We start from the raw sequence: 16,607 nt of genomic DNA, 5'->3' as shown, positions 1-16,607 counted from the left end.
TGTTCCGCTACCGGAGCTCCTCGCGACCGTTCTGCACGATCGAAAACGATGTGCACGCAATATTCGCCTCATGAGCCACATGAGTCACTCCAGTCACAGCACTGCGTGCATAACGGCTGTGTCTGGTGGGAACCAGGAACCAGGAACCAGGAACCGGGAACCGGGAACCGGGAACTTCGGAACCGGGGTTGCGCCGCTATACACTCGGTGTATACGCTGAGTGTATGGATAGCGCGAAGGCTCTGTTGGGGCTCTTGGGGGTGCGGGCCAGCTACGGGTATGACCTGAAGCATGACTACGACCGCCTGTTCGGTGCCCGCAAGCCCCTCGCGTTTGGGCAGGTGTACGCGACGCTCGCGCGACTGCTGCGCGACGGCAAGATCGAACCCGTTGGCGATGAGGCGGGCGATGGGCCCGACCGTAAAAAGTACGCGGTGACCGACGCCGGGCGCGAGACGATTCGCGAATGGATCAGCACCCCGGATGTACCCAACGAGTCGATGCAGTCCAACCTGTTCGCCAAGACCGTCATCGCAATCATCAACGGTGACGACGCGCAACAGATTCTTGACGCGCAGCGCGTGGCACACATGGCCCGCATGCGCGACCTCACCAGGGCCAAGCTCGGCGCCGATATCGGCACCACGCTGCTGGCCGACTACACGCTCTTTCACATCGAAGCGGATCTCCGCTGGATCGACATCACCACCGCCCGACTGGGCGAACTTCGCATGGAGGTAACGGCATGAACCGCGTTCCGCTTCTCACGGCCACGGGCATCACGAAATCGTTCGGCCCGCAGCCGGCACTGCAGGGCGTCGACCTCACGATCTACGCGGGCGAGGCGGTTGCCATCATGGGGCCGAGCGGATCGGGCAAGTCCACGCTGCTTCACGCGCTCGCCGGGGTTGTCGGAATCGACGGCGGCGAGGTGCGCTTTCACGGCAATCGCATCGATAACCTGCCGGAGTCTGACCGCGCCAAGCTGCGCTTGGATGCGTTCGGTTTTGTGTTTCAGTTTGGCCAGCTGATTCCTGACGTGACGGCGTTGGAGAATGTTGCCCTCCCGCTGTTGCTTCGTGGCGCGAGCCGCGCAGAGGCCGAGGCGCAAGCCCTCATCCACCTCGAAATGCTGGACGTTGCCGACAACAGCCACGAGGTTCCGGCGTTGCTGTCTGGCGGCCAGGCGCAGCGCGTCGCGATCGCTCGTGCGATGGCTGGATCGCCCGGCGTCATCTTCGCTGATGAGCCCACCGGCGCCCTCGACACCCTCACCTCAGAGAAGGTGATGACGGCGCTTATGCAGGTGGTGCGCGACGCCGGAACCACGCTGATTATTGTCACGCACGACCCGCGTACCGCGGCGTTTGCGGATCGCGAGGTCATCGTGCGCGACGGCCGCGTGGCGAGCGACTCGGGCGGAGACCAAGCATGACCGTGCGTTCTGCGCTGCGGATTGCCGTGGCACCTGGTCCTGCCGATCGCCGCCGACTGCTCGGCATGGCGGCCGGCGTCGCCGTAGGCGTCATGCTTGCGGCGCTGCTGTGGGCGGGCTTCACCGGCCTCGGTGATCGTAGTGAGCGTTCCACGTGGGTTCAGCCTCAAACCATGTCGAGCGGACAGATGTGGGAACCGGGGCGCACCCTCGCGGATGACGAGATTGCCGCCCGCGGGCTGAGCACAGTCTTTGCCGGCCACGCCATTGACGTGCTCTATGTCTACGGGGCGGAGAGCCCCGCCATGGACATCCCGGGAACCCGCGAGGGCGTGCCTGCCGGAACCTCGTGGGTTTCGCCCGCGCTGGCGTCGCTGATCGAGCAGTACCCCCGTGATGAACTCGGGGACCGGTTTGGTACGGTGCGCGGCGAACTGCCCGATCGGGTACTCGCAGGCCCCGACGCGTTGGTCGCGGTCGTTGGCGTCGATGAGAGTCAGGTCAACGAGCAGTTCATCGTCGTCTCTGAGCTCACCGGATACCGGTACACCTCCGAGACCTACGAGATTCTTGCGGTGCTGGGAGCCGTCGCGGTGCTAATTCCAGTGGCCATGCTGCTGGGCGTCGTCACGTCTTTCGGGTCGGTTGACCGTAGCGCCCGCATGCGTGCGTTTCACCTACTGGGGGCGACCGCCGCCGACCGCGCGCGTTTCGCCGCGGTCGAAGCGGGAGGGGTGGGGCTTGTCGGAACCATCGTCGGGCTACTGCTGGCGTGGGTTGCGGCAATTCCCGTCTCGTTCGTGACCATCAATGGTTCGCGCCTATTCCCGAGTGACCTTCGTCTCGAACCGGGGGAGCTCCTGGTAGCCGTAGTCGTGGTTCCGCTCATCTTCGCCGCGGTCGCCGCGATCCGCGCGGCGCGTGCCGACGCGCAACCCTCCTCGGTGCGTGACCGGCAGGAGAAGCCCCTCGGGGTGTGGCGCGTGTTCGTCCTTGCTGCCGGGGTGTTGCTGTTATGGGCATCCTTCAGCGGTATTGTGCCGATGTTTTACGGGCTCGTCGCCGGCTTCGTTCTGACCGCGATGGGAATCGTGGCGGTGGGGCCGATGATCACGCACGGCATCGCGCGCATCGCGCACAAGCGTGCCCGAAGCGCCGAAGGACTCATGGCGTATGCGCGAATTCAGCGCCACCCGCGTCAGATTTTTCGCGCGGTGAGTGGTGTCGTCATCGCGGTCTTTCTGGTCTCGCTGTTCATGGCCGGGGTGACGTCGGTACGTGAGGGCGCTGTCGTGCGGGGCGAGGGTGAACTCGCCAGCGATGTGCTGATCGTCGGACTCGACAATCCGGCAACGACCGGAACCATCAGCGCTGCGCAAGAGGCGGCGCTCGTCGATGCGGTGGCGGCTGTTGAGCAGGTGCCCGGTGTGACCGGGCTCGCACGCATCTACCTCGGCAGCGAATATCAGGGGCTGAGCACCAAAGCCGACCTCGCCTCCGTGGGCGTGGAGTCGACGGCTGACGTTTCGGTTGTGAAGGCTTTTCCGAGCGATGGGCCGGTGGTAATGGGGGCGAGTGACGAATCCGTCGCCGGGCTCCTCCCCAGTAGCCTGTTCGTCGCAACGGCCGATGCCACCGCGCGCGAGCGGGTGCGCACCGTGCTTTCTGAGCACGCCAATGTGGTGAATTCCGGCGTGACGCTCACAGAGTTTGAGGCGATCAGCGATACCCAAGCCCGCGAATATCGAACGCTCGCGATCCTCGGTGTTCTGGTGGCAGCGGGAGTCTCGGCGGTCGCGCTCGCGGCAGCCACCGTGTCTGCGGTGCGCGACCGTCGCCGAACCCTCGGGCTCATGCGCCTGACGGGCATGCCATTTCGAACGCTCAAGGGCATCATGTTTCGCGAGGCCGTGGTTCCGCTCGCCGCAGCCGTCGCCCTTGCGGCCATCATCGGATACGGCGTCGGCGCCATGATCATCTTCGGGTTGAGTTCGGGTGGGCGCAGCGTCACGCCGCCCCCGCTCGAGTACTACGTCGTGATTGTCGCGACGCTGGCGATGTCACTGCTCGCCGTCGTTGCCGCATTCCCCGCCGCCCGCCGCGCCACCTCCGGCGAGGTGACCCGCTTCGAGTAGCCCACCCCTTCACCCTTTCACCATCACCAGGGCGAGACACATTCTGGTCGGCGAGACACACCCCGGGAGCGTGTGTCTCGCCGACCAAAGTGTGTTTCACGGGAAACACGCCACAAGCGCCGTAGGATCATCGATTGTGAGCACCCAGAAGAAGACCCGTAAGCCGCGCTCCGGAGTTTCCGGAAACCCCGCCAAGCGCGGCGTAATGCGGGCGCACACCGCACACCTGGAGCAGCGTCGTGCAACGCCGCGCGACTGGATCGCGGGTGCTCGGCTTCGTACCCTGCCGCTGAGCATCGCGCCGGTCGTTGCAGGTAGCGGTGCGGCCATGCTGGTGAGCCGCGAATTTCACTGGGTTATCGCGCTGGCGTGCCTCGCGGTCGCGGTGTTTTTGCAGATCGGTGTCAACTACGCCAACGATTACAGCGACGGCATCCGCGGCACGGATCGGTTTCGGGTTGGGCCCGGCCGCCTCGTCGGCTCTGGCAAGGCGACGGCGAAGAGCGTGCTGACGGTCGCGCTGGTGTTCTTTGCGCTCGCCGCCATCGCGGGCCTCGCGATCACGATTCGCACGCAGCAGTGGTGGTTCCTTGCCATCGGCGCGGTCGCCATCATTGCGGCCTGGTTCTACACCGGCGGCAAGCGCCCCTACGGCTACAACGCGTTGGGCGAAGTGTTCGTCTTCATCTTCTTCGGGCTGGTCGCGACGCTCGGAACCACGTGGGCGCAAGTGCAATACCTGCCGCAGGAGGCGTGGTTCTCAGCAATCGCCATCGGCTTCTTGGCGTGCGCGGTGCTGCTCGCCAACAACCTGCGCGACATCGATCAGGATCGTGAGGCGGGCAAGCGCACCCTCACCGTGCTGATCGGCAAACTGCCGACGCAGATTCTGTTCACGCTGTTCTTGCTGCTGCCGTTTGGTCTGAGCGTCTGGTTTGCGGTGTTCTATCCGGTCGCGTGGCTCTCGCTCATGGCGCTGCTGTCGGCGCTGCCGGCACTGCTCATCATGTGGACGTACCGCACCCCGCGTGAACTGGTCACGTGCCTCGCGCTGACGTCACTGACCGCGCTTATTTGGGCGATCTTCATCGCATGGGCCTTCTTCGGTGGCCCGATCGCCGTCGTCGGCTAGCGGCTAGCTGGGCCTTGCGGCTAGCGCTGGGCGTTAGGGCTTGCGCTGGGCCTTGAGGCCAGCCGGGCCTTGCGGCTAGCGCTGGGCGTTAGGGCTTGGGCTGGGCGTCAGCGGTCGATGCGTTTGATGCCTCGACGGCCTCGTCTTCAATGTCTTCGTCGCGCACGACCGCGTGCTTGCGGCGGGCGCCGAGTTGGGCCGAAGCCTCGGCGAGCGGCTTACGCAAGAACAGAATTGACAGCGCCAGGCCGATCAGGGTCGCGAAGATCGCGGTGAGCCACCACAGCTCCCGGAACACCGCAAATTGCCACATGATCACAAACGGAACCACAAACGCGGCGAGACGGAGCAGGGAGTACACGAGCAGCTTCACATCACCAGTCTACTTTCGTGGCTGTTGGCGCGCTGTGAGTGACCGGGGCGACCTACCAGGGTATGCGCCTAGGATGGTGCCATGAGGTTTCTCCTGATCGGTATCGTGATCGCGGTCATCTTCTGGGTGATCAGCATCGTCGATTGCGCGGTCCAGCCGGAGAACCGTCACCGTGGCGTGGGCAAGAAGGCGTGGATGGCGATTGTCGTTCTGCTGCCGGTCATCGGCGGTGCGCTGTGGTTTGCCGTGGGTCGCACCTCGAAACATGCGGGCCGCGCGCCGGTGGCGCCCGACGACAACCCGGAGTTCTTGTCGACCCTCGGTGCGACCTACGACCAGAACGAGCGCATCCGTCGCATCGAAGAGGAGCTTGCTCGTCTCGACGCAGAAGACACCGAGGCGCCAACCCCGAAGCCCGACACCAAGCCTCAGGCCGATCCCGATCTCCCGGTTGACGGTGACGACTCGGCTCCGCGCGGCTCCACCGGCGCCACTAGCTAAAGTGTCTGACTCGCGTCGCCTGGCGTCGGCGGCAACCGACGCCGCTCACGCCCTGCTTGACGAACTCATCGCACTCGGTGTGCGTGACATCGTGGTGTGCCCGGGTTCACGCTCGCAGGCGCTCGCTCTCGCCGCCGCGACCGAAGCGCGCGCAGACCGCATCCGCTTGCATGTGCGCATCGACGAGCGCGTTGCCGGATTCACGGCCCTGGGCCTTGCGCGAGAAACCGGAGTGCCGGCAGCCGTCGTTGTTACCAGTGGCACCGGCGTTGCCAACCTTGCCCCCGCGGTGTGGGAGGCGCATCACAGCGCTGTTGGGTTGCTTTTGCTCACCGCCGATCGCCCCGATGAGCTACGCGGAATCGGTGCCAACCAGGCGACCGTGCAACCCGGCGCGTTTGCCGGATTTGTGCGCGGCGAGTGGGATGCGCCCACCCCCACCGATCTCGACAACGATGGTGCTGGTTCCGCAGCGGTGCGCGCACTCGCCCGTGCCGCCTTCGCCGCAGCGACCGGCACGACCACGCAAGAAGCTGCCGCCGACGCAACCACGGGTATCGCGGGTGACGGAACCACGGGTTCCGCGGGTGACGGAACCACGAGTGCTGATGCCGCAGGCGATGCGCCACAGGCGCCCGCTGGTTCCGCGCCGCAAAGCCCGGCCACCCAGCTGCCGACGCCCGGCCCCGTGCACCTCAACCTGCCGTACCGTGACCCGCTGTCTGGCGAGCCACCCGCGTGGGTGCGTGAGGCGCGCGTGAGTGCCGACGTTGCGCCCGCCGAGCGCGCGCCGCGCCATCTGATGGAGCTGGCACGCGGGCCGCGAACCGTCGTCATCGCCGGTGCCGGGGCGGGGGCCGAGGCTGAGGAGATTTCTCACGCGGGTTCGTGGCCGCTTATTGCGGAGGTCGTCAGCGGCGCTCGATTCGGGCGCTTGCTGGTGCACGGCTACCGCGCGGTGCTGCGCGACCCCGAGCTGGGTGGGCGCATCGAGCGGGCGGTGGTGTTTGGGCACCCGACCCTGTCGCGTGAAGTTTCGCGCCTGCTGAGCGATCCGAACGTCGAGGTGATTGCCGTGCGCAGCGGCGGCGTGCCCCTCAATCTCAACGGCCGCACGCGTCACGCCGATGCCGTCCGCGTTGCCGCGGGGGATGCCGACCGCGACTGGCTTGGCGCGGTCATGACGACCTCGCGCGAGCAGATCGTTGACCTGTCGACGCCCGCCCCCGACGTTGACGGGCTCTCCTCCCTCAGCGGCAGCGCCCGACGCCAGGCACTCGATGCCGAACTCGCCGCCGTGCGCGAGCCGCTCACCCGTGAGCTCATCGCCGACGCGGTGTGGCGGGCGACATGGCCCCACGACCGCCTCGTGTTCGGCTCGTCACGACTCGTGCGAGTGGCTGATGCTGTGCTTGGCGGCAAAAAGGTTCCGGTGCACGCCAATCGAGGGCTCGCCGGAATCGACGGAACCATCGCGACCGCACTCGGCATCGCGATCGCCAGCCAAGCGGAGGGTGCGCGCGGCATCACGCGGGTATTGCTTGGCGACCTGACGTTTTTGCACGACGTCGGCGCGCTGCTGATGCCGGCTGATGAGGCGCAACCGCGCATTCAATTGATCGTCGGTAATGACGGCGGCGGAACCATCTTTGACGGCCTTGAGGTCGCCTCGGTTGCGAGCGCGGACGACATGACCCGCGTGCAGTACACCCCGCAGCATGTCAGCCTGGAGCATCTGGCCGCAGCGTACGGCTGGGGTTACCAGCGGGTGGCAACCCGGTCGGAGATCGACCAGGCACTGACCACCCACACCACCAACCGTCAGATCATCGAAGTGGTTCTGCCCCGAGCCTAGGCATGGGAGCTCGTCGATGCCAGAATGGGCGCCATGACGAGGACGACACAACCTTCTTGGACAGCCGAACCCGCCACGTGCCTACGCGTTACCGACGGGTTTCGTCTGGCCGACGTTGACCCGCGGGCAACGACCGGATTCGACGGCGACAAGGAGACGGGTGAGGTTGCGCTGAAGTCGGGATTGGTCGAGCTCAGCCATCTGCAAGAGCGACTGTTCGCCGCGAGCCGTGGCGGTGATTCGCGCGACTCGGTCTTGCTCGTGCTGCAGGCAATGGACTCCGCGGGCAAGGGTGGCATTGTTCGGCACGTCGTCGGCGGAGTTGACCCGCAGGGCGTACTGATCACCTCGTTCAAGAAGCCAACACCGCTGGAATTAGAGCACGACTTTCTGTGGCGCATCGAGCGCCGCCTGCCGGGCGCCGGCATGATCGGCGTGTTTGATCGCTCCCACTATGAAGACGTCTTGGTTGGCAAGGTTCGCGCCCTCGCGACTCCCGACGAAATTGAGCGTCGCTTTTCGGCCATCAACGATTTTGAACGACGCATCGCGCAGCACGGCACCCGCATTCTGAAGGTGATGCTGCACATCTCATACGAAGAACAGCGTGAACGGCTGATGGAGCGACTGGATCGCACCGACAAACACTGGAAGTACAACCCGGGAGATGTTGATGAACGTCAGCTGTGGCCCGAGTATCAGGATGCCTACCAAACCGTTTTCGAGCGCACCGCTACCGACATTGCGCCCTGGTACGTGGTTCCGGCTGATCGCAAATGGTTCGCACGATTGGCTGTTCAGGAGCTGCTTTTGAACGTCTTGGAAGGCATCAACCCGCAGTGGCCCGTTGCACAATTTGATGTTGCTGAAGAAAAGCAGCGTCTCGCCGCCACCTGATCTGCGGCCACGTAGGCTTGAGGTATGGCCACCACTTCACGCGCCAGCGTCGAGGCGCTCCGCACCCGCCCCACGGCTGACTACGTTGTGATCGGCGGTGGTATCAACGGCGTCGGTATCTTCCGCGATCTCGTGCTGCAGGGTGCCGACGTCGTGCTTGTTGAGCGTGCCGATTACGCGTCGGGGGCGTCGAGCGCGTCGAGCCACATGATTCACGGCGGCGTTCGCTACCTCGAAAACGGCGAGCTGCGCCTGGTGAAAGAGTCGGTCGTTGAGCGCAACGGGCTGTTGAAGATCGCCGCGCACGTGGTCAAGCCGCTGCCGACGGTCATTCCGATTTTCTCCACCTTCTCCGGCCTGTTTTCGGCACCACTGCGGTTGCTCACCCACAAGGCAGGCAAGCCGAAGGAGCGCGGCGCGTTTCTCATCAAGGTGGGCCTGATCATTTACGACTTTTTCTCGCGCGATGGTGGTTCCGTGCCCCGTCACGTGTTTCACGGTCGTAAGAAGTCGCTCGCCGCGCGCCCCGATTTTCCGCCGAACATTAAGTACACGGCGACCTATTACGACGCCTCGGTGCACGACCCCGAGCGGCTGGTGATCGATGCGCTCTCGGACGGCATCGACCACGGCGGGCGCGCGAGCAACTACCTCGCGGCCGTCGGCTTTGCCGATGGTTCCGTCACGGTGCGCGACGAGGTGACCGGCGACACGTTTGACATCGCCGCGAAGACAGTGATCAACGTGTCTGGCTCGTGGACCGACCTCACCAACGATGCACTCGGCACCCCGACCGCCTACATGGGCGGCACGAAGGGCTCGCACATCATTCTCGACAATCCCGAGTTGCTTAAGGCCACCGGCAAGAGCGAGATTTTCTTCGAGAACAGCGATGGCCGCATCGTGTTGATCTATCCGTTCCGTGATCGGGTGATGGTGGGCACCACCGATCTCGACGCCGACCCGCGCGAGGTCATGCGCTGCACCGAGGCCGAGGTTGACTACTTCATCGGACTCGTTGCCAAGGTGTTTCCCACCATCGCGGTTGATCGCTCGCAAATTGTGTACCGCTTCAGCGGCATTCGTCCGTTGCCCCGTCACGGCGATCTGGAGCCCGGCTTCGTCTCTCGCGACTATCGCGTCGTCGAATCAGCCCTTGGTTCCGTGCCCCTGCTCAGTGTTGTCGGCGGCAAGCTGACGACCTTCCGCGCGCTTGCCGAGCACGTTTCGCGCGATGCGCTGGCGCTGCAGGGCAAGGAGCGCGTCGTCACGACCACCCGCATGCCCATCGGTGGCGCACGCGATTTTCCGCGTGACGACGAGGGCAAGGCGCAGTGGGCGCGGCAGCATGGTTCCGTTGTGGGCGAAGCGCGCGCCGACCGGCTGTTGCGTCGCTACGGAACCACGGCCGCGGCGTTTATTGCGACCGTGACGGCGCCCGAGACGATGCTGACCTCGACCGACAAGTATTCGCGCGAAGAGCTGGCGTGGCTCGCGCGCACCTACCAGGTGGTGCGGCTGGTTGACATGATTCAGCGGCGCACCTCGATCGCGATGGCGGGGCGCGCCACCGATGACGTGCTTGTTGAGGTTGCCGACGTTGTCGCCGAGGCGCTGGGCTGGAGCGACGGTGAGCGCGAGGCGCAGCTCGCATTTGCGCGCGACTATCTCGCCGATGTGCACGGGCTGACCGCCCTCGTCTCAGTGTCGTAACCCTCAGGTATTTCTCACCCGGCGTGACACCCCGGTGGGGGCGGACGCAACCGCCCGGTCTTTCTGACGTTCCGTGCCCGTGGTTCCGGAACCACGAGGCCCTGGCGAGCGAGCCGAGGGCTGAGCGAATTGGAGCCGGGTCCCGGGCGCACGGCGCTGGCTGTGGGGGCGGCGCGCTGCCCAAATGTCGGAGCATTTGGAGCGACACGCCGGTGGCGGCGCGAGTGGGGCGGCATCTGATGCCGAGGTTCCGACATTTGGGAACGGTCCGCCCGGGTGCCGTCGGCCCGCGCACCGACATATTTGCGGCCGCCCGGCTGTTCCGACGTGCGGTGCTCGTGGTTCCGGAACCACGAGGCCCTGGCGAGCGAGCCGAGGGCTGAGCGAATTGGAGCCGGGTCCCGGGCGCACGGCGCCGGCGATGGGGGCTGCGGGCTTCCCAAATGTCGGACAGTTTGGGGTGACACGCCGGTGAGGGTGCCGGTGGGGCGGCTGCTGGTGGCGAGGTTCCGACATTTGGGAACGCTTCGCCGAGTGCCGTCGGCCCGCGCACCGACTTATTTGCGGCCGCCCGGCTGTTCCGACGTGCGGTGCACGTGGTTCCGGAACCACGTGGCCGTGGCCGTGGCGAAGGCGAGGCGGGTTGTGCGAATTGGAGCCGGTGCCGGGTAATTGGTGTCGGGAGCCGGCGATGGGGGCTGCGGGCTTCCCAAATGTCGGACAGTTTGGGGTGACACGCCGGTGAGGGTGCCGGTGGGGCGGCTGCTGGCGCCGGGGCTCCGACATTTGGGAACGCTCCGCGGGTTGGGGCGGGTTATGAGGGCTGCCCCCGAACCCCGACGTGCGGGAGCACGAGAAGCCGGAACCAGGGTGCGGGACAGTCACGCTGGTTCCGGATTCGCCGTCGCGGGCATCGCGGCCGCCGAACGAAGCACCACGGCCGAACGAAGCACCACGGCCGAACGCTCCGCGGCCGCCGAACGAACCACCTCCGCCGTGCGGCCGCGGAAGGGCGAGTGCTAGCTGACGGCCTTTTTCACGAGGGCGATGAGCTTCTCTTCGACCTCTGGGGTGATTTCGGTCACGGCGTAGCTGGTGGCCCAGAACGTTCCGTCATCGAGGTTGGTGTTGTCTTGAAACCCGAGGGTCGCGTAGCGGGCCTCGAACTTCGCGGCGGGTTGGAAGAAGATCATGACCTTGCCGTCGCGGGCGTACGCCGGAAACGAGTACCACGTCTTCGGGTCGAGTTCGGGGGGCATGCTCCGACACGATCTCGTGAATCTTCTCGGCGAGAACGCGGTCCGGCGGTGGCATCTCCGCGACCTTCTCAAGCAGATCCTTCAGACCAGCTTCACGCTTGCCGGCGTTGCGGGCCTGACGCTTGAGCTCGGCGGCGCGCTCTTTGAGAGCCTGCTTTTCGAAGTCACTGAGCACGTCGCTCGATTTCTTGTCAGCCATGACTAGCCTTTCTGCTGCATGCGGATGAGGTTGCCCGCGGGGTCACGAAATGCCGCGTCGCGCACGCCGTAATCCTGATCGATGGGTTCTTGTACGACCTCGGCGCCGAGTCCCGCGATGCGCTCGAAGTCGGCATCAAGGTCGGAGCTTTGGAGGTTAATGGCGAAGTAGCTGCCCTTCGCGATGATCTGCTCGAGCACGGCAGACTCTTCGTCGGTGAGTCCGGTGCCAGAGACGGTTGCCGGGTGCAGCACGATCGCGGTGTCTTGACCGCGTGCGCCAACGGTGATCCAACGCATATCGGCGTACCCCACATCGAGGCGCACCTCGAACCCGAGCACATCGCGGTAGAACGCGAGCGACGCCTCGGCGTCGGTGTGCGGCAGGAAACTGGTGTGAATGCTGATGGTCATGATCACACGCTACGACCCCGTGACCGGCGTCGCTTCTTGATTTCTGATCGGTCTGCTGACGTGCTTCGCAATGCAGGGCAGCATGCCCGGAACCACGCTCGCGCCGCGCTCGCGATACGCGCTCGGAGACACGCCAACCAGTTCGGTAAACCGCGTGCTGAACGTGCCAAGCGACGACGAACCGACAGCGAAACAAATCTCCGTCACGGTGAGATCGGTGGTGCGCAACAGGCTCATCGCCCGCTCAATGCGCCGCGTCATCAGGTACGAGTACGGGCTCTCGCCAAACGCCAGCTTGAACTGACGACTGAAATGCCCGGACGACATCAGCGCGCCCCGCGCCAACTGCTCAACGTCGAGCGGCTGCGCAAACTCCCGATCGATGCGATCGCGAGCACGACGCAGCAACACCAGAGTTCCGAGGTCACCGCTCACGTCGGCCATCGTCCCACGCGCGCCGCCACCGTGGCTAGCGGAACACCGCAGAGGGTGACGAGCGGAACCACCGGCACAGAACCGACGCACCCGCGCGATGACAGAATCTACGCGATGGCGTCGATGATGGGGCGAAACTTCACCCGGGTCTCGAGCATTTCTTTTTCGGGATCGCTGCCGGCCACAATGCCCGCACCGGCGTGCGCCGTCACCGCGATGTGATCGTCGGCCGGCTCGAACTGTGCGCATCGCAGGGCGATGGCCCATTCGCCGTCGCCGGCGGCATCGATCCACCCGACCGGCCCGGCATATCGGTGGCGATCAAACGGCTCGATGTCTCGAATGACCTGCAATGCGGCGGCCGTTGGCGTGCCCGCCACCGCGGCCGTCGGGTGCAGCACCGCCACCAGGTCAAGGCTGGACTCGCTCTCGCCGAGGGTCGCCTCAATATCGGTAGCAAGGTGCCACACATTGGGCAGTTTGAGCATGAACGGCTGCTCGCTCGCCGCGAGCGCCGTCGTGTGCGCGGCGAGCGCTGTCGTGACGCTGGCTACCGCGTAGCGATGCTCGTCCTGATCTTTTTGTGACGTCGCCAGCGCGGTGGCAGCTGCGGTATCGGCGTCGGCGTCAGCGCCGCGCGACGCGGTTCCGGCAAGCACGCGCGCCGTCAACCGCCCCTTCGACACGGTCACGAGCGTCTCGGGTGATGCGCCGATGAGGCCATCGACGGCAAAGTTCCAGCAGTCCGGGTACCCAGCCTGCAACGCGCGCGACAGGCGGCGAAGGTCTGCGTCCGCGGGGATGGTTCCAACGATGTCTCGCGCCAATACGACCTTGCCAACAACGCCTTCGGCGATGGCGGTGAGCCCATCGCGCACGGCTTGCTGATAGCCCTCGGGGGTGAGTAGGCCCGGGCCGAGCGTCGCTGGCCAGTAGTCGCCAAATGGCGTCTCGACCGGAACCTGTGCTGCAGCGCCGTGGGGAGTGACGGTGGTGATCCACGCGATGTCACCGCGCTGGCCGACGATCACGCGCGGGACAATGAGCGTGCTCTGCGCCGCTGATTCATCGTCAAACGCAATCGCACCAAATGCGACGAGGCCAGAACCGGCAACCCCGACAGCGTCGTCAACCTCGGCCGTCGCGACGTACTCGCGCCACAGCCGTGCGAGCTCACGCGTGCGCTGCGGTCCGGTGGCGGTGAGCGTCGCAGCCACCCCGAACCCCACGAAGCCGTCGCCGCGCCGCCACCATGAGAGCGGCGCGTCGGGGGCGGTCAGGGTGAGCAGTTCATCTACCCGCATCGTCGGTCGAGAAACGACGCGCACGAGGGCAGGCGAATCCGCAGCAGTCACCCCACCAGCCTACCGCCGTGCGCTGCACAGGCCGCCGAACGATCAGCCCGGCCTATGCGTCGCCGCGTTAGCGCCAGGAAGCAATCAGATCGGTCAGCTCCGTCACAAACTGGGGCGTCTCGGCGCCGCATGTTTCGGTCTGCAACAGCTCCCTGGTTCCGTCTGACCATTCCAGCTCCAGGCGTGTGCTGATGCCGCCCGGGCAGGGCTCGCCCGAGGCCGCGGCCGGGTCGTACTTCTCCAGCAGAGTTTGCAACTCGGCTAGTCTCCCCGGGTCGGTCTCGACCTGTTCCGAGTCATCGAAGTCGGGAAGAGCCTGGTACTGCGTGTGCGTGGCTTGCGTGAGGGTGGCTGGTGGGGATGGCTGCGCGCATCCGCCCAACGTCACCACCGAAAGAACTGCGCAGACCGCCAAAAGCCTTTTCATGGTGTCCCCTTTGTGTGGCTGTATTTAGCGTGTGTTCGCAGACTCGATGTGCTCTCGCGGGCGGCAACGCCTTGGAGCAAACTCCCGGTTAGCGCCACGAACCAACCAGATCGGTCAGCTTCACCACAAACTCGGGAACCTCGTCGCACCGGTACGTGCTCCACTGATCCGTGGTTCCGTCAGACCACTCAAGCTGCAGCTCGGTGCCCGTGCCGCCCGTGCACCCTGGACTGTCTTGCTTCTGCGAGCCATCCCACTCGTATTCCGCGATCAGGGCCTGCAACTCGGCCAGGCGCTCCGGGTCGGTCTCGACCTGCTCAGACGAATCGAAGTTCGGGATCGCCTTCGACTGCGAATGCGTGACTTCAACCAGTGTGGGTGCCGGGGTGGGTGTCTGCTGCGTGCACCCGCCAAGTGCCACGGCCGAACCCAACACCAAGACCGCCAAGAACGTGCGCATAATGTCCCCTTTTCGCTGCGTGGCATCAGCGTACGACTCCGCGCCGCCTGGCGCTCGCGGCGGGCGCAACTGCGCAGGAAATTCCCGTACTCGTCGCAGGAAGGTCTCACCAACAACCCGAGCGAGACACCAACAACAGCAGAGAAACCCGGCGTTCAGGCGCCCGGCAGGCGTGGGCAATAGACTCGATGGGTGACTCCAGAACCCAACCGCGCCGACCTCGGCAAGGATCCCGCCCGCGTCAGCGGCATGTTCGATCAGGTCGCAGCCAACTATGACCGCACCAATTCGGTGCTGAGTCTGGGGCAAGACAAGCTGTGGCGCATGGCGACGGTGAAGGCCATCGATCCGCGCCCTGGCCAGAAGATTCTCGACCTCGCCGCCGGCACTGGCGCCTCCTCCGTTGTGCTCGCGCGCAGCGGGGCCGAGGTTGTCGCCGGCGATTTCTCCCGCGGCATGATCGCGGAGGGCAAGCGTCGCCACGGTGATATCGCCAACCTCACCTTCGTCGAGGCAGACGCCATGAAGTTGCCGTTCGCCGATGACGAGTTCGACACCGTCACCATCTCCTACGGTCTTCGAAACGTCGCGGAACCACGCATTGCGCTGCAAGAAATGCTGCGAGTGACGAAGCCCGGCGGCATGCTCGTCATCAGCGAGTTTTCTACGCCGCGCAACCCCATGTTCCGTGCGCTCTACCGCTTCTACAACGACAAGATTCTGCCCACGGTGGCGCGTGTGGTGTCGTCGAACGCCGACGCTTACGACTACCTCAACGAGTCGATCGCAACGTGGCCCGATCAGCAGAAGCTGTCGGCCTGGATTCGCACCGCAGGGTGGGTCAACGTCGCACACCGCGACCTGACTTTCGGAATCGTCGCGCTGCACCGTGCAACCAAGCCGTTCGCTGAGCACGACGCGAACGAAGCCTCCCGCAACGGGTAGTCTGGTTTCGTGACTCCGAGCCCTTCCGTGCCCGGTTCCCGTATGGCGAACCGCCTTGGCCTGAGCGACCGCATTTTCGTAGGACCGCGCTCGCGTAAGCTGCTCGCGGCCATCGAAGACGGCCTCGATCGTGTTGAAGACGAGCTGGCCATTGATTTGCGGATGACCGACCGGCTGGCCGACTCGGCGAGCCGCTACCTGCTGGAGGCGGGTGGTAAGCGTCTGCGCCCGATGCTCGTGCTGCTGACAGCGCAGTTGGGCGACGGAACCACAGATGGCGTGATCGACTCCGCCAAGGCTTTGGAGATGACCCACCTGGGTTCGCTGTACCACGACGATGTCATGGACTCTTCTGACAAGCGCCGCGGGGTGCCGAGCGCACACCAGGTGTGGGGCAATAACATCGCCATTCTCACCGGAGATCTGCTGTTTTCTCGCGCCAGCCAGCTCATGTCCAAGCGCGGTGAACGCGCCATGCAGCTGCAGGCCGACACCTTTGAACGCCTCGTCATCGGTCAGATGCATGAGACGGTCGGCCCGCAGGAGGGCGACGACGAGATCGCGTTCTACCTGCAGGTGCTTGCCGACAAGACCGGCTCGCTGATCGCGGCCGCCGCGCAGTGCGGTGTGATCTTCTCCAACGCCCCCGAGGCGTACGAAGCGGCCGTCGTGGAGTTTGGTGAAAAGGTTGGTGTGGCCTTTCAGCTCCAAGACGATGTCATTGACCTCTCGGCCGATCCGGAGAAGACGGGCAAGGTTCCCGGTACCGACCTCCGGGCCGGCGTCGTCACCATGCCGTACCTACTGCTCGGGACGGCTACCGATGATGCTTCTCGCGCCCTGAAATCGCGCATCGATGCCGGAGTGGCAGAGATTGCCGCAGGTGCAGACCCAGCAATTCTTGATGAGGCTCTGGAAGAATTGCGTATGCACGATGTCACTCTCCAGACCACCGCGCTTGCGCGGGCATGGTCCAATGAGGCCGTCGCAGCGCTGAGCGTACTTCCCTCTGGGGCCGTGCGCGAAGCGCTCACTCGATTTGCCGACGCCGTCGTAGACCGTTCGGCCTAGCA

Annotated in this window: 19 protein-coding genes; 12 read left to right on the top strand and 7 right to left on the bottom strand. The window is 65.2% G+C overall.

What is annotated here, in order from left to right; translation table 11 throughout:
- Positions 1-224: 224 nt before the first annotated feature.
- The 4 genes from FVP60_RS05260 to FVP60_RS05245 all read left to right on the top strand — a co-directional run bounded on the left by FVP60_RS05260 (position 225) and on the right by FVP60_RS05245 (position 4,702).
- Entirely contained in the window at positions 225-749 is a 525-nt protein-coding gene (locus FVP60_RS05260) for a PadR family transcriptional regulator (RefSeq protein WP_147825170.1), read from the top strand.
- Entirely contained in the window at positions 746-1,435 is a 690-nt protein-coding gene (locus tag FVP60_RS05255) for an ABC transporter ATP-binding protein (protein WP_147825169.1), read from the top strand. Before FVP60_RS05260 ends, FVP60_RS05255 begins: the two co-directional genes overlap by 4 nt.
- The gene (locus tag FVP60_RS05250) at positions 1,432-3,570 is read left to right on the top strand and encodes an FtsX-like permease family protein (protein WP_147825168.1); all 2,139 of its coding nucleotides are present in this window, start codon (positions 1,432-1,434) and stop codon (positions 3,568-3,570) included. Before FVP60_RS05255 ends, FVP60_RS05250 begins: the two co-directional genes overlap by 4 nt.
- A 133-nt stretch (positions 3,571-3,703) precedes the next feature.
- Positions 3,704-4,702 (top strand): 1,4-dihydroxy-2-naphthoate polyprenyltransferase, encoded by a 999-nt coding sequence (locus tag FVP60_RS05245; protein WP_425463450.1) that lies wholly within the window; start codon positions 3,704-3,706, stop codon positions 4,700-4,702.
- An 88-nt stretch (positions 4,703-4,790) separates the two neighbouring features.
- Here the strand turns inward: FVP60_RS05245 and FVP60_RS05240 are convergent, their stop codons facing one another.
- Positions 4,791-5,075 (bottom strand): DUF4229 domain-containing protein, encoded by a 285-nt coding sequence (locus tag FVP60_RS05240; protein WP_147825167.1) that lies wholly within the window; start codon positions 5,073-5,075, stop codon positions 4,791-4,793.
- A gap of 81 nt (positions 5,076-5,156) precedes the next feature.
- Here FVP60_RS05240 and FVP60_RS13210 point away from each other — a divergent pair, with 81 nt between their 5' ends.
- From FVP60_RS13210 to FVP60_RS13130, 5 genes are all read left to right on the top strand, one after another.
- Complete coding sequence (locus FVP60_RS13210) at positions 5,157-5,576, top strand: PLD nuclease N-terminal domain-containing protein (protein WP_147825166.1); 420 nt, start codon at positions 5,157-5,159, stop codon at positions 5,574-5,576.
- Between the two features lies 1 nt (position 5,577).
- Entirely contained in the window at positions 5,578-7,431 is a 1,854-nt protein-coding gene (locus tag FVP60_RS05230; protein WP_147825165.1) for a thiamine pyrophosphate-binding protein, read from the top strand.
- Positions 7,432-7,464: 33 nt separating this feature from the next.
- Positions 7,465-8,328: a PPK2 family polyphosphate kinase gene (locus FVP60_RS05225; RefSeq protein WP_147825164.1), complete on the top strand. Its 864-nt coding sequence runs from the start codon at positions 7,465-7,467 to the stop codon at positions 8,326-8,328.
- A gap of 24 nt (positions 8,329-8,352) precedes the next feature.
- Positions 8,353-10,041, top strand: a complete 1,689-nt coding sequence (locus FVP60_RS05220; RefSeq protein WP_147825163.1) for a glycerol-3-phosphate dehydrogenase/oxidase — start codon at positions 8,353-8,355, stop codon at positions 10,039-10,041.
- 816 nt (positions 10,042-10,857) lie between these two features.
- The gene (locus tag FVP60_RS13130; RefSeq protein WP_222705889.1) at positions 10,858-11,064 is read left to right on the top strand and encodes a hypothetical protein; all 207 of its coding nucleotides are present in this window, start codon (positions 10,858-10,860) and stop codon (positions 11,062-11,064) included.
- Here FVP60_RS13130 and FVP60_RS13305 read toward each other — a convergent pair.
- Entirely contained in the window at positions 11,061-11,300 is a 240-nt protein-coding gene (locus FVP60_RS13305) for a hypothetical protein (RefSeq protein ID WP_342779439.1), read from the bottom strand. The genes FVP60_RS13130 and FVP60_RS13305 overlap by 4 nt on opposite strands.
- Here FVP60_RS13305 and FVP60_RS13300 point away from each other — a divergent pair.
- Positions 11,299-11,505, top strand: coding sequence for a hypothetical protein (locus tag FVP60_RS13300; RefSeq protein ID WP_342779438.1), 207 nt, complete (start codon positions 11,299-11,301; stop codon positions 11,503-11,505). The genes FVP60_RS13305 and FVP60_RS13300 overlap by 2 nt on opposite strands.
- On the opposite strand, the gene FVP60_RS05210 is transcribed toward FVP60_RS13300, so the two are convergent.
- From FVP60_RS05210 to FVP60_RS05190, 5 genes are all read right to left on the bottom strand, one after another.
- Positions 11,502-11,912, bottom strand: coding sequence for a VOC family protein (locus tag FVP60_RS05210; protein ID WP_147825162.1), 411 nt, complete (start codon positions 11,910-11,912; stop codon positions 11,502-11,504). The genes FVP60_RS13300 and FVP60_RS05210 overlap by 4 nt on opposite strands.
- A gap of 9 nt (positions 11,913-11,921) precedes the next feature.
- Positions 11,922-12,356, bottom strand: coding sequence for a helix-turn-helix domain-containing protein (locus FVP60_RS05205; protein ID WP_147825161.1), 435 nt, complete (start codon positions 12,354-12,356; stop codon positions 11,922-11,924).
- A gap of 98 nt (positions 12,357-12,454) precedes the next feature.
- Positions 12,455-13,651, bottom strand: coding sequence for an isochorismate synthase (locus FVP60_RS05200; RefSeq protein ID WP_147825516.1), 1,197 nt, complete (start codon positions 13,649-13,651; stop codon positions 12,455-12,457).
- 118 nt (positions 13,652-13,769) lie between these two features.
- The gene (locus tag FVP60_RS05195; RefSeq protein ID WP_147825160.1) at positions 13,770-14,129 is read right to left on the bottom strand and encodes a hypothetical protein; all 360 of its coding nucleotides are present in this window, start codon (positions 14,127-14,129) and stop codon (positions 13,770-13,772) included.
- 88 nt (positions 14,130-14,217) lie between these two features.
- Positions 14,218-14,589, bottom strand: a complete 372-nt coding sequence (locus FVP60_RS05190) for a hypothetical protein (RefSeq protein ID WP_147825159.1) — start codon at positions 14,587-14,589, stop codon at positions 14,218-14,220.
- A gap of 192 nt (positions 14,590-14,781) precedes the next feature.
- On the opposite strand from FVP60_RS05190, the gene FVP60_RS05185 reads away from it, so the two are divergent.
- The gene (locus tag FVP60_RS05185) at positions 14,782-15,534 is read left to right on the top strand and encodes a demethylmenaquinone methyltransferase (protein ID WP_147825158.1); all 753 of its coding nucleotides are present in this window, start codon (positions 14,782-14,784) and stop codon (positions 15,532-15,534) included.
- Positions 15,535-15,543: 9 nt separating this feature from the next.
- Positions 15,544-16,605: a polyprenyl synthetase family protein gene (locus tag FVP60_RS05180; protein WP_147825157.1), complete on the top strand. Its 1,062-nt coding sequence runs from the start codon at positions 15,544-15,546 to the stop codon at positions 16,603-16,605.
- Positions 16,606-16,607 lie beyond the last annotated feature (2 nt).

Source organism: Microbacterium mitrae (assembly GCF_008017445.1).
Lineage (GTDB): Bacteria > Actinomycetota > Actinomycetes > Actinomycetales > Microbacteriaceae > Microbacterium > Microbacterium mitrae.
The sequence above is the reverse complement of the archived record's forward strand: the minus strand, read 5'-3'. Positions and strand labels throughout refer to the sequence as shown.